This is a genomic window from Lactobacillus sp. W8174 (assembly GCF_016100975.1).
Lineage (GTDB): Bacteria > Bacillota > Bacilli > Lactobacillales > Lactobacillaceae > Lactobacillus > Lactobacillus juensis.
The window spans coordinates 56,125-70,079 of sequence record NZ_JACFRN010000005.1 but is presented as its reverse complement, the minus strand read 5'-3'; the positions used below and the strand labels follow the sequence as shown (position 1 = coordinate 70,079).

At 37.0% G+C, this 13,955-nt stretch carries 12 protein-coding genes; all 12 read left to right on the top strand.

Translation table 11 applies throughout. The annotated features are described in order from the left end of the window. The first annotated feature begins 62 nt into the window (after window positions 1-62). Window positions 63-791 (top strand): elongation factor P 5-aminopentanone reductase, encoded by a 729-nt coding sequence (ymfI, locus tag H3U49_RS07605; RefSeq protein WP_198180850.1) that lies wholly within the window; start codon window positions 63-65, stop codon window positions 789-791. A 65-nt stretch (window positions 792-856) separates the two neighbouring features. Beyond that, window positions 857-1,978 (top strand): RodZ family helix-turn-helix domain-containing protein, encoded by a 1,122-nt coding sequence (locus tag H3U49_RS07600; protein ID WP_198180849.1) that lies wholly within the window; start codon window positions 857-859, stop codon window positions 1,976-1,978. A gap of 24 nt (window positions 1,979-2,002) precedes the next feature. Next, on the top strand, window positions 2,003-2,563 hold the full coding sequence (gene pgsA / locus H3U49_RS07595; RefSeq protein ID WP_198180848.1) for a CDP-diacylglycerol--glycerol-3-phosphate 3-phosphatidyltransferase: 561 nt from the start codon (window positions 2,003-2,005) through the stop codon (window positions 2,561-2,563). A gap of 160 nt (window positions 2,564-2,723) precedes the next feature. Next, a complete protein-coding gene (locus tag H3U49_RS07590) occupies window positions 2,724-3,902 on the top strand; it encodes an ABC transporter ATP-binding protein (protein WP_198180847.1) in 1,179 nt (392 codons plus the stop codon). Between the two features lie 2 nt (window positions 3,903-3,904). Beyond that, window positions 3,905-4,528, top strand: coding sequence for an ABC transporter permease (locus tag H3U49_RS07585; RefSeq protein ID WP_198180846.1), 624 nt, complete (start codon window positions 3,905-3,907; stop codon window positions 4,526-4,528). 43 nt (window positions 4,529-4,571) lie between these two features. Continuing rightward, a complete protein-coding gene (locus tag H3U49_RS07580) occupies window positions 4,572-5,477 on the top strand; it encodes an osmoprotectant ABC transporter substrate-binding protein (protein WP_198180966.1) in 906 nt (301 codons plus the stop codon). Beyond that, window positions 5,477-6,142 (top strand): ABC transporter permease, encoded by a 666-nt coding sequence (locus H3U49_RS07575; protein ID WP_198180845.1) that lies wholly within the window; start codon window positions 5,477-5,479, stop codon window positions 6,140-6,142. Before H3U49_RS07580 ends, H3U49_RS07575 begins: the two co-directional genes overlap by 1 nt. Window positions 6,143-6,289: 147 nt before the next feature. After that, window positions 6,290-7,399: a recombinase RecA gene (gene recA / locus H3U49_RS07570; RefSeq protein WP_198180844.1), complete on the top strand. Its 1,110-nt coding sequence runs from the start codon at window positions 6,290-6,292 to the stop codon at window positions 7,397-7,399. 136 nt (window positions 7,400-7,535) lie between these two features. After that, window positions 7,536-9,164 (top strand): ribonuclease Y, encoded by a 1,629-nt coding sequence (rny, locus tag H3U49_RS07565; protein ID WP_370466785.1) that lies wholly within the window; start codon window positions 7,536-7,538, stop codon window positions 9,162-9,164. A 158-nt stretch (window positions 9,165-9,322) separates the two neighbouring features. Continuing rightward, window positions 9,323-10,315, top strand: a complete 993-nt coding sequence (locus H3U49_RS10045) for a helix-turn-helix transcriptional regulator (protein WP_198180842.1) — start codon at window positions 9,323-9,325, stop codon at window positions 10,313-10,315. Window positions 10,316-10,331: 16 nt separating this feature from the next. Then, complete coding sequence (locus tag H3U49_RS07555; protein ID WP_198180841.1) at window positions 10,332-12,137, top strand: FAD-dependent oxidoreductase; 1,806 nt, start codon at window positions 10,332-10,334, stop codon at window positions 12,135-12,137. A 21-nt stretch (window positions 12,138-12,158) separates the two neighbouring features. Beyond that, on the top strand, window positions 12,159-13,955 hold the full coding sequence (locus tag H3U49_RS07550; protein WP_198180840.1) for an FAD-dependent oxidoreductase: 1,797 nt from the start codon (window positions 12,159-12,161) through the stop codon (window positions 13,953-13,955).

Below are 13,955 nucleotides of genomic sequence, written 5' to 3'. Positions count from 1 at the left end.
CTAAAAATAGTTTAGCTATATGGTCATCTTCATACAATTTTAAAATAAAAGGAATGTTTTAATTGCAGCGAGCGCTTGTATTTGGTGCAACAGGTGGCATTGGTCAAGCTATTTGTGCTGACTTAGCCCAAGCTGGTTGGTCTCTTTATGTTCATTGCAGTAAAAATTGGCAGGAAGCCTATACTATGGCTGAAGGAATGAGTCAGAAATATCCTAATCAGGACTTTATTCCTATAAAATTGGATTTTTTGGCTAAAAATGATGAGTTAAAAGAATTTGTTAATAATCTTTTGCCAGTAAATGCTGTTGTGTTTGCTCAGGGAATTACAGATTATAATTTTGTAAGTAGTCAAAATATGGCAAAAATTGATGATATTTTGCACATTAATTTGATTACACCAATTAAACTAACAGGATTATTAGAACCCCATTTGATAAAAAATAATTATAGTCGTATCGTTTATTTAGGTTCGGTTTATGGTGGTTCAGGCAGTGCTATGGAAGCTGTTTACAGTTCTTCTAAATCAGGTCTTGAACGTTTCGCACAAGCATATTCCCGTGAAGTTGCTTCAGCCAATCTTACGGTAAATGTTGTAGCACCTGGTGCTGTTAATACAGCAATGAATTCAATATTAGCACCTGAAGCAATGGAAGAAGTTAGAGGCGAAATACCTGTTGGCCGTTTAGCAGAAGGCAAAGATATTTCCTATTGGGTTAGGACACTACTTGACGTCCATTCAGGATATTTAACTGGACAAACAATATATGTTAGTGGCGGCTGGCTCATATAAATGTAAAAATAATATGTAGTATATGTTATACTCAAAGAGTAAATTTAGAATTTAAAGAGGTAACTATGGCAGATATCGGAGATAAATTACGCAGTGCCAGAGAGGCTAAGGGACTTTCAATTGAAGATATTGAAAAAGCAACCAAAATTCAAGGCAGATATCTGACGGCGATCGAGCAAAACGATTTTGATAAACTTCCTGGAGATTTTTATGTAAGAGCATTTATCAGGCAGTATGCCCAAATAGTCGGTTTGGATGGTAAAAAGCTTTTAAGTGAATATCATGAAGATATTCCTAAGGCAGAGCCTGATGAATTTGTCGAAGATTCGATTGACAACAAAAGTGAAGAAGTCCGTAAAACTACTAATAACAAGAAAAAAATATGGCAGGATTACCTTCCACGGATTATTGTTGGTCTGGGAATAATCGTTGTTGTTTTGGTATGCTATGTTGTTTATGCTCATTTTTCTTCTAGTCGCAATCAAAATAACAATACAACAGGGGATGTTTCTGTTTCTTCAGATAATGGCAAACGTCATCAGAAGGTTAAAAAGCCTAAAAAGAAAAGCGTAAAAATTAAAGAATTGGCAGCAAACCAATTTCAGATTACTGGTCTAAAAAATAATCGCAACTTAGTCGTGCGGGCTGGTGATCAAGCCACTACTGTTTCTATTGCAATGAATGGCGTTAACCAAAGTGGTCAGACATTAACCGCTGGTCAAAAGCATACGCTGAGGATTCCTGAAACTGCACAAACAGTTGTTGTTACATTCAGTAATGCTATTGGAACTTCAGTTACAATTGGTGGTAAAAAAGTTCCATACACTGCTCAGAATTCGAATCTTTCTTTGACATTTTATATTGGTAAACGTCATAATAGTCAAACACAGAGTGGCCAGAATAATTCTGGAACCACTAATTATAATTCTGAACATAGTAACTCAAATCATCAAAATCAGAGTCATAATCAAACTGGCGGTCATAGCAATAACAATAATGCTAATGCTAATGACAATAATCATTCTAGTTCGACCAATAGCCAAGAAAATAATCAAAATAATAACCAGAGTAATCAAAATGGTCAGTCAGGTCATGACGACAATCAGTCAAATAATAATGATCATAGTAGTGAATCTGGTCATTCTGGAAGCAATTCTTCCAGTGGGAATGAAAGTAATGAAAGATAACTATTTTGGGAGGAAAAGTTAAGAATGAATTTACCTAATAAGTTAACGGTTTTTAGAATATTATTAATACCAGTTTTTATGTTAATTGTCATTTTTGGTGGCGATGCCAGCGTTAAAGTAGCAGGAACAACAGTTTATTGGAAGTTAGTCATTGCTGCTGTTGTTTTTGCGGTGGCATCTGCAACCGACTGGTTTGATGGGCATATAGCGAGAGCACGTAATCTGGTTACCAATTTTGGTAAATTTGCTGATCCGCTGGCAGATAAAATGTTGACTATGACTGCTTTCATAATGTTAATTTCGCTAAATCTGGCTCCTGCCTGGGTTATCGCTATTATCGTTTGTCGTGAATTGGCAGTAACAGGTTTACGTTTAATACTGGCAGAAAATAAGGGTCAGGTTATGGCTGCAGCTATGCCCGGTAAGATTAAAACGACTTGTCAAATGCTATCAATAATCTTTTTATTAATTGGAGATTTCTATCATATAGGAACTATTTTACTATATATTGCACTAATTTTTACTATTTACTCAGGCTGGGACTATTTCCACAGCTCATGGGATGTTTTTGAAGGTTCAATGTAAATTTAATGATGGGATAAATTATAAAAAAGCACTACTATAAGTGGTGCTTTTTTGTGCGTGATTTTTAATATAAAAGTCTCCAAAAAATGCTGATTGTTGATTATGTTCCATTTACTTGTTAGGATTAGATTAAGGGAATATTGGAAAAGGAGGAAATTTTATGGTAGAAAAAGTACCAGCAGTTGAATTTAGGGATGTATCAAAAATATATCCTAAGATGAAAAATGCAGCTGTAAAACATATTAGTTTCAAAATAGAAAAAGGTGATTTTTGCTGCCTGATTGGTACCTCCGGTTCAGGAAAAACTACTTTAATGCGTATGATAAATCGCATGAATAGTGTAACTAAGGGTGAAGTGCTTGTTGACGGCAAAAATGTTAAAAGTTTTAACCCAGTTAATTTACGGCGGCACATAGGTTATGTTATTCAGAATAATGGATTAATGCCTCATATGACCATCAGGGAAAATATTATTTTAGTACCCAAATTACTAAAATGGCCTAAGGACAGGCTGGCTGGTGAGGCGCAAAAACTTATTAAAATGGCTGAATTACCTGAGTCATATTTAGATAGATATCCTTCAGAGTTATCGGGCGGTCAGCAACAAAGAATTGGAGTTGTGCGTGCATTAGCTGCAAACCAAAACTTGATATTAATGGATGAGCCCTTTGGCGCACTGGATCCAATAACTCGTGAAAGTTTGCAGAATTTAATTCAAAATTTACAAGTGCGATTAGGCAAAACAATTGTTTTTGTCACTCATGACATGGATGAGGCATTAAAGCTTGCCACTAAAGTAGTTGTTTTGCATGATGGGCAATTGATTCAAGTAGGAACACCTGACCAGATTCTACATCATCCTGCAAATGATTACGTTAAGAGCTTGATTGGTGAAGAGCGTTTGTCAGAAGCAAAATATGAAACTGTAAAAGTTAAAAACGTGATGTTGACTAACCCAACTAAAATTGATTTAGGAGCTTCGCTCACTGACGCTTTAACCATGATGAAGGAGCATAGAGTTGATACGCTTTTAGTCGTTGATAATGGGGACCACCTTAAAGGCTACATTTCAATTGATGATTTGCAACGCAATTACCCTAAAGTAAGTAGTGTCAGTGATATTTTGATTACTAAACTGAGCACTGTCGGTCCTGAGGAATATTTGCGTGACAATTTTAGTCGGATCATGAGTCGGAATAAGAGCTACATACCCGTAACGGATTCTGATAAAAAATTAGTAGGTATAGTCACACGTGCTAGTTTAGTAAATGTTGTTTATGAAAAAATATGGGGCGATAAAAGTCGCCTGCAAAATTCTTCAGAAAAAGAGGCGAAATAACAATGTCAGCCTTTTTTGCACAACACGGTTCAGAATTATTAGTAAAAACTTGGCAACAAATATATATTTCTGCTATCTCTTTAGGGTTAGGAATAATTGTTGCAGTTCCCTTAAGCGTGATATTAATGAAATTTAAGCGAATTGCTAAAGTAGTAATAGCAATAGCCAGTATGCTGCAAACTATACCGGCTTTGGCTTTGCTGGCAATCATGATACCGTTTTTTGGTGTTGGGAAACTGCCCGCAATCATAGCTCTTTTTCTTTATAGTTTAATGCCCATTTTACGCAACACATATGTAGGGCTAACTGATGTTAATCAAGATACAATTGATTCAGCACGCGGGTTAGGCATGACTAATATGCAGCTTATTTTAAAAGTTGATATTCCTTTAGCTATGCCCGTAATCATGGCAGGAATCAGACTTTCTGCTATTTATGTAATTGCCTGGGCGACACTTGCTTCATACATCGGAGCTGGCGGCTTAGGAGACTTTATTTTTAATGGACTTAGCCTCTACCAAACAGACCTCATTTTTGGAGGAACGATTCCTGTAATCATTTTGGCTCTATTAACGGATTACCTATTGGGTAAGCTGGAACGTAAGCTGACGCCAAAGGGAATATAAGGAGGTGTTCATCGTGAAAAAGTATTTGCAAAAAATATTGCTGATGATAACCACCTTGCTCATACTGCTTACTACTAGTGCTTGTGGTTTACCAGGACTTTCTGACAGTCAAGGTAGTGAAAAAGATATTAAAATTACGGCACTGACAACGACTGAATCGCAAATTATGGCAAATATTGTTGCCCAATTAATTGAGCACGAGACGTCATATAAGACTTCTATTGTTAATAATTTGGGTTCTGCACCGATGCAGCACCAAGCTCTAATTCGGCATGATGCTGATATCCAAGCAGCCGCGTATGATGGTGGCGAGTTAACAGCCAATCTGCTGCTAACTGCGATTAAAGATTCCAAGAAGGCAAATGATACAGTTCGCAGAGAAGTAAAAAAGAGATGGGACCAAACCTATTTGCATACCTATGGTTTTGCTAATAATTATGCCTTTATGGTTAGAGCAAAAGATCAAAAGAAATATCATCTTTATAAAATTTCAGATTTAAAGAAAGTTAAAGACAAATTTTCTTTTGGTGTAGCATCTGAATGGGTTAATGCTCCAGGAGTGGGTTATCCGGCTTTTCAAACAGCTTATGGAATGACTTTTGCTAAAGCCCATCCTATGAATATAGGTTTAGTTTATTCCGCTTTGAATAGTGGAAAAATGGATGTTATTTTGGGTTATTCAACAGATGGTCGAATTGACAGCTATAATTTACATCTCCTCAAAGATGATAAACATTTCTTTCCACCGTATAATTGTGGGATGTTAATCAATAATTATTTATTGCGTGAGCATCCTGAATTAAAGCCAATACTGACCAGACTAGTTGGCAATGTGAGTGTGCATGATATTCGTAAAATGAATTTTCAAGTTGATGACAAGTTGCTCGAGCCGTCTATTGTTGCACATCAATTTTTAGTAAAACATAATTACTTTAAGGGGGAGAAATAATGTCTCATTTATCATTGTGGCAGCAATTTATTTATTATTATGCCCATAATGGCAGTTATGTATTAGAACAATTTAATCGCACTTTCCTCATTTCAATCTACGGGGTATTATTTGCTGCAATTATAGGTATTCCTCTAGGAATTTTTATCTCTCGCAATGGTCATTTAGGTGATTTTGTTGTTGAAATTGCCAATTTTATCCAAACAATTCCATCTTTGGCACTTTTATCCATCGTAATGATTGGCTTGGGTTTGGGCGTTATGACTGTTATCGTCACTGTTACGCTTTATTCACTTTTGCCTATTATTAAAAATACATATACTGGTATGAGTAATGTTAATAAAAATGTTATTGATTCTGGTAAAGGGATGGGTATGACAAAATTGCAGCTGCTTTACATGGTTCGTTTGCCTTTATCAATGTCAGTTATTATAGCAGGCTTAAAAAATGCTTTAGTCATAGCTATTGGTATTACATCAATTGGTTCATTTGTAGGTGCTGGCGGTTTAGGTGACATTATTATTCGTGGTACTAATGCTACCAACGGCAGTGCAATCATACTGGCTGGAGCTCTTCCTACAGCATTAATGGCAATTTTAGCAGACGTCATTTTGAATTTTTTGCAGAAAATATTACAACCCAAGGGATTAAAAAAGGCAAACTAAAAAAGTTTTTGGCAATTTTTACGTAATTATTATTGTGAATAAAATTAATAAACATTTGTTCGCCTTTTTTCTTGCAAATATACACTAAAGCAAAGTATAATTATTACGTATTAAAATGATGAAACTATTTATAGGAGGACAAGAGTCTTGGCCAAAGATGAAAAACAAGCTGCATTGGAAAATGCACTTAAGAAAATTGAAAAGAATTTTGGTAAAGGCGCCGTCATGCGAATGGGCGATAAGGCCGACACCAAAATTTCAACTGTTCCTTCAGGTTCGCTTGCTCTTGATGCGGCCTTAGGAGTTGGCGGCTATCCCCGTGGTAGAATTGTAGAAATTTATGGACCAGAGTCTTCTGGTAAAACGACAGTTGCGTTACATGCGGTTGCTGAAGTGCAAAAAAGAGGTGGCACGGCTGCTTATATTGACGCTGAAAATGCCATGGATCCGGCATATGCGGAAGCTTTAGGCGTTGATGTTGATTCATTAATTTTATCCCAGCCTAACACTGGTGAAGAGGGATTGCAAATTGCGGATACATTGATTACGAGTGGTGCGATTGACATTTTAGTAGTTGATTCGGTTGCAGCACTTGTGCCTCAAGCTGAAATTGACGGCGAAATGGGCGACAGCCACGTTGGACTGCAAGCACGTTTAATGAGTCAAGCATTGCGTAAACTTTCAGGTAATATTAATAAGACTAAAACTATAGCAATTTTTATTAATCAAATACGTGAAAAAGTGGGGATCATGTTTGGTAATCCTGAAACTACGCCAGGTGGTCGTGCACTTAAGTTTTACGCAACTATTCGACTTGAAATTAGAAGAGCAGAAAAAATTAAACAAACTGGTGGTGAAATCACTGGTAACCGCGTAAAAATCAAAGTTGTTAAGAATAAAGTTGCTCCGCCTTTTAAAGTTGCCGAAGTTGATATGATGTACGGCAAAGGTATCTCTCAAAGTGGTGAACTTCTAGACATGGCTGCTGACAAGGACATTATTGCTAAAGCTGGTTCTTGGTATTCATATCATGATGAACGAATTGGGCAAGGACGAGAAAATGCCAAAAAGTATCTTGAAGATCATCCTGATGTTTATGATGATGTTCAGAAACAAGTTCGTCAGGCTTTCGGCATTGATGAAGAATCCGTAGCTGAAAGAGAAGATCCAGAAAAAATAAAAGAGAAGAAAGCTAAAAAGGCTGCAAGCAAAGAAAAGGAAGCTTCTGATAAAAAAGAAGCTGACAGCAAAAGCTAATTATGAGGAAATAGACCTTGACCTGTGAAAACTGGTCGAGGTTTTTTTCATGACGTTTGACATAATCTCCGTGGTTCTTTATCATTAATATTGTGTGAATAATCTAAAAAAATAAAAAAAGGCGATAGAAATCATGATGAGTAAATTTTTGATTCCCGTCGCGATTGCTATTATTTCAATTATAGTAGGCATAGTTGTAGGATACGCTATACGTAAAAATATCTGGGAAAAGAAAGCCCAAAATGCTCAAAACGATGCCGATCATATTTTAACCGAAGCAAAAGCACGAGTCGATGCTGCTAAAGCAGAAGTCAATGCACAAAAGCAGGCAGCTGACGCTGTAAAACAAAGTGCGCAAAACACCAAAAAAGAAAAAATTCTTGAAGCCCAAGAACAAATTCAAGATTATCGACAAAAAGTTGAAGATGAATTAAACGACAAACGTGATACAATAGCACGTGATCAAAATCGCTTAACTCAACGAGAGGATACTCTTGATCATAAAAACTCTTTGCTAAAGGAAAAAGAGGATGATTTAGCTAAAAAAGACGAACAGCTAGAAAATAAGCAAAATGAATTGACCACTAAGTTGCAAAAGGCAGATGAATTAGTCGAACAGACTACACAAAAGCTCTATGAAGTTGCTCACTTAGACAAGGAGCAGGCGCGAAAGCTTGTTTTAAATCAATTGTCGGACCAATTAGTTAAAGAACGAGCAGAAATGATTAGTAATAGTAATCAAGAAGTGAAAGCCAAGGCGGATCACTATGCACGTAAAATCATTATTGATGCTATTCAAAGCAGTTCCGCTGATACGGTAGCCGAAACTACGGTGTCAGTAGTTGATTTGCCTAATGAGGAAATGAAAGGCCGAATTATCGGTCGTGAAGGGCGTAATATCAGATCTTTTGAAGCACTAACGGGTGTGGATCTAATTATTGATGATACACCTAAAGTTGTGACACTGAGTGGTTTTGATGCAATTCGGCGTGAAATTGCTAAAAGAGCAATGGAGCGTTTAATTAAAGACGGAAGAATTCACCCAGCTAGAATTGAAGAGACAGTTGATAAAGCTCGTAAAGAAGTTAATGATGATATTTACGAAGCTGGCGAAAGCGCTCTAATGGAACTGGGGATTCACAAAATGAATCCAGAGTTGGTCAAAATATTGGGTAGACTCAAGTACCGTACATCATACGGTCAAAACGTTTTGGGTCATTCGATTGAAGTTGCAAAACTAGCTGGAACAATGGCTGCGGAGCTTGGATTAAATGAAAAATTAGCGGTTCGCGCGGGATTATTACACGATATTGGAAAAGCAGTCGACCATGACATTGAAGGGTCACACGTTGAAATTGGCGTGGAATTGACCAGGAAATATCACGAGCCGGATGTGGTTGTTAATGCAATTGCAGCACACCATGGGGATGTGCCGAAGTTATCATTTATTGCTGAACTGGTAGTTGCAGCGGATACAATTTCTTCTGCAAGACCTGGTGCCAGAAGCGAGAGTTTGGAAAACTACATTAGAAGACTTACTGACCTGGAAGAAATAGCTAACAGGTATGAAGGAGTTAAGCAGGCATATGCTATTCAGGCTGGACGTGAAGTTCGCGTGATGGTTGAACCTGATAAGATTTCAGATGATCGTATTACAGTACTGGCACGAGACATTCGTAATCAAATTGAAAAAGAACTTGATTACCCGGGTAATATTAAAATAACAGTTATTCGTGAAAAGCGTGCTGTAACTATTGCAAAATAAAAGTATAAGGTTGAATTCTAAAAAATTCAGCCTTTTTTATTTATTTATTTTTATAAAAACAAATAAAATGTGGCACATTTCGACATATATTATCGTAAATAGACATATTTTGCTAAAGTGAAAGGGTATACAATTAAAATTGAATGGAGGAAACTGCTGTGAATTCAAAAATAACAATTGAGCTGAAAGATTTTTTGCAAGAGCTAGGGTATCCATTTGATTCTATTTCTGGTTTACTTGATTCCAGCGTTATGGATAAATATCTCAATGCTAAGTGGATTAAGAATTCACATGTATTTCAGGTGCTTGATAGAAAAGCAAGTGACGAACAGTTGCTGGCTTGCAGCAATGTCCGCAATTTTTACCAGTTTGTTCCTCCATATTTTGCTGCACTGTCAAGTAAAAACGGAAAACAGGCGATTTCCCGTTTGGCGACTTACCAGCAGCTTATAGGGCCAATCGAAATGGGCAGATTTAAAGAAGGTGAAAATTTAAGAATTCATATTAGATATTTAGATCAATATCGTAAATACTCACGATTTAGTTTACTGGTTGATCAAATATCTTTGGTTAGTCTGATTAGAGCAGGAACGAATAAAACTATTATTCCCGTGTCTATTGGTAGCAAATACAAATATGGATCAAAAATTAACGATTATTTAGGCATTAAAGGTCAAAATAGTTTAGACAATTATTTGGTGTTTAGAAAGCGTGATTTAGAACAACCATTTATAACTAAAAATGATGTAATGTGGAACTTTATTGAACCCGGTTTAAAAAAGTACATCAAAAAATTAAATATCAATCCTCCAATTTCAGCTGTTGTGCAAAACACTCTTTTTAAACTGATTGCTGGGGGTAATTTTCAGCTAAACGATGTAGCAAATAAACTGGGTATTTCTTCACGGACCTTGCAAAGATGGCTGCAAAATGAAGGTACTACATTTAAAGAGCAACTCAGTATTGTGCAAAAGATTTTGGCACAAAACCTGCTTCAAGATAAGACTTTAAATACTGCTGAAGTAAGTTTTTTAGTCGGTTTTAATAGTGTTGCTTCATTTTATAAGGCTTTTAAAAAATGGTCTGGAGTTACGGTCAGAGAATACAGACTGCAAAAAATTCTACAATCTAATAGTATTAATGCAATTTAATTGAGGAGAAAACAAAATGTTTTTAAAAGATAATGAATCTTGGAATGCTACTTATGATGTTGTTGTAATAGGTTTTGGCGGAGCAGGTGCTACAGCGGCGCGTTTTGCAGCAGATAAAGGAGCAAAAGTTCTTCTAGTTGACAGTGCGCCGGAAGGACATGAGGGTGGTAATACCCGGTACTGTGGTCAGATTGTTGAAGCAGGTTATGATTATGACAAGCTCAAAAAGTATTATCAAAAAATGACTGCCCCACTGGATTTAGATGAGCAGGTGCTTGAAACTTTTGTAAAAGGGATGGTCAATTTACCAGATTACTTTGAAAAATATTTGGGTGGTAAAGCATTCAGCGTTAAAAGCAATCCAGGAAACAAAAATGTTGCTATGCTGGCTTATATGAGTGCTGAATATCCTGAATTTGAAGGCGCAGACACCAATGATGACTTGTTAGTGCATGATCAGATATTTGATGCTGCTCTTTGGAAAAAATTGCGACAGAATGTGCTGGATCGCAGCGACAAGATTGATATACTTTATTCAACACCAGCAAAGCATTTAATTCAGGATACAGGTAAGACAATTGTAGGTGTACAGATTGAAAATAAAGGCAAGCTGTTCAATGTTCAAGCAAAAAATGGTGTAGTTTTAGCTCTTGGTGGATTTGAAAATAACGAACAAATGGTGCAGGACTACTTAGGTGAAACTAATTTATTACCATACGGTACGCTTTATAACAATGGCGATGGCATCAAGATGGCTATAGAAGTTGGTGCAGATTTATGGCATATGAATAATTATGAACCCGGTGGGACTGTTAATTTAGCTGCTCCTAAAGGCCAAAGAGCTCATAACATTATGGCATGGAAAGCATTATTTGCTGGATCCTTGATCACAGTTGGTGATGATGGTACGCGTTATGTAGCAGAAGACGATCCAACTCGTCATGGTCATCGCTATAATCATGGTCTTTGGAGAATTCCTTTAGCTCAAATACATCCTCATATGATTTTTGATCAGAAAAAATACGATGAACTGTTCTCAGCTGATAATGATGAATTTCAAAAAGAGGCTCTAAGTAAAGTAGTTAAGTCAGAAACTATCGCAGATTTAGCTCAAGAAATTAAAGTTGATCCGGCAGTTTTAGAAAATACTTTGAACACATATAATTTCTTTGTTGATCAGGGAGTCGACTATCAGTGTGGACGTAAGCCAGAATCAATGGTCAAAATTTCACTTACAGGTCCGTTCTATTCGTTAGCTCAACAACATACCATGTTAAACACCCAAGGTGGTCCCCGTCGAAATGAAAATGCTGAAGTCATAGATACAGATCAGAAAGTTTTGCCACACTTATATGCTGCTGGTGAACTGGGTCATATAGGTGCAAATCAATACAATGGCGGGGGTGACATGGCTGACTGCTTAATATTTGGTAAAATAGCCGGAGAAAATGCCGCCAAAATTAAGAATGATCAAGTAGTCTCAGGTGCCAGTGTTAGTGAAAATAATGCTGATGTTGCATTTCCTGAATCAGATGTTAAAGAAGAAAGCTATTCAACTGCTGAAAATCAATATATTGGTAAATCTTCAAGCGGCATGGGCAATGAAATTGTAGTGCGAGTAACAGTTGACAGTGATAAGCGTCCAACCAATATTGAAGTTTTAAAAGAAAGCGAATCGCCCGACTACGGTGAAAAAGCGATTAAGAAAATGAAACAAGAAATGTTGACTAACAAAACAGCTAACGTAGATGCTGTCTCTGGAGCTTCTGCATCAAGTCGCGCATTTAAAGAAGCAGTAGAATCTGCGTTGAAGCAGGCATAGATTTTGACGAAAGGATAAGAAATGGCAAATTTAAAAGATGGCGTTTATCAAGGACAAGGTTCTGGTAATCGAGGTGAAGTCAAGGTTTCGGTAACAGTCAAAGACAATAAAATTACGGATGTAACAATTGATAAGCAAGATGAAACTTCTGGTATAAGCACTGCTGCATTGAAAAAGGCACCAAAGCTAATTGTTGAGCATCAGTCATATAACATTGATGCAGTTACTGGAGCAACTATTAGTTTTCAAGCCGTCCAAAAAGCAGTCAGAGATGCAGTTTCAAAGGCTGGCGATCCTAGTGGTCTTGATAAAAAAGTAGATTTGAGAAATACTGCAAAAAAGGTTAATGGTGAGGACTACCGTAACGTTAATCCAGATGATTTGCAATTTGAAGATCAAACTGATGTTTTAGTAATTGGTGCAGGTGCCGCTGGTCTTTCAGCTTCTATTTCTGCAAGGCAAAAAGGTGCCTCAGTAATTTGTTTAGAATATACTTCAAGTTACATGCTGTCCGATATGACTCTGTCTGGCGGTTATTACAACGCTGGTGGGGGCACTAGTTTGCAAAAATCTCAGGGAATAAAAGATACCAAGGAAAACTGGAATAATTATTTAAAAGCAGTTGGTCAAGGCTATGAAGATGCGGGCATGAGAGAAACAATCGTTGAACATGGTGCAGAAGATTATGAATGGCTGGCTGATGAAGTTGGTGTCAATTTTCAAGAAGTCCAAGAAATTGGCAATGAAGAAGCAATGAAAGACTATGCTATTCCGGCAGCCAGATCACATTTAACTGTCGAAAAAAGTGGCTATGGTCTGTCAAAGCCGCTTTACAATAAGGCAAAAGAAGTTGGCACAAAATTTATTTTTAATATCACAGCTGAGAGCTTAATAACTGACGAGAATAATAATGTAGTGGGTGTACATACTAATAAGGGTAACTACAAAGCCCAAAGTGTTATTATTGCTACAGCAGGCTTTTCTCGTAATAAAGAAATCCTTAAGAGTTTTGCGCCTGATTTTGCTGTTGGAGAATCATATGGCTCAATCAGACAAATGGGTGATGGTATCACTATGGGCGCTGAAATTGGCGCTAAGTTAAAAGATATGTGGATGCCAATAGCCAACTCAATTGGTACTCAATCCGGCGATAATGTATGTATCGGTCCTCTGTGTACTGCCTGGACAAAGCCTTACATTTGGGTAGGCACAGATGCTAAAAGGCACTTTAGGGAAGATATGTATTTTGAATATGCCTCTAAGAAAATCGCAAGTCTTGATCAAGGCTACGTTTGGCTAATTTTTGATGAAGGCATGGCAAATGAAATGCCAGCTGCTTTTTCAGCACCAGCTCCGTCACCACATTTAAAACGTGAGGTAGAAGATGGTTACTTCAAGAAAGCTGATACGATAAAAGAATTAGCTCAACAGATTAACCTAAACCAAGAGGTATTAGAGAAAACAATTAAAAAGTGGAATAATGACGTTATTAATGGTGAAGATACAGAATTTGGTCGTCAAAAAGATTTAACAGCTTTCAAAGCACCATTTTATGCTGCTAAACTAGCTCCCTCAACACCAGACATGGCAGGTGGATTAGCTATTAACACCAAAGCAGAAGTTCTGGACAATTTTGATAAAAAGATAAACAATCTTTATGCTGCAGGAAGTACTACAGGTGGTTGGCGCGGAATGACTTATCCTGGATGTGGGATGGGCATTACTAATGCTGTTGTTTTTGGAAGAATAGCTGGAGAAAGTGCTGCAACTAATGTCAAAGTAGGGGCTGATGCAAGTTCAACTGCCTCTCACATGTAG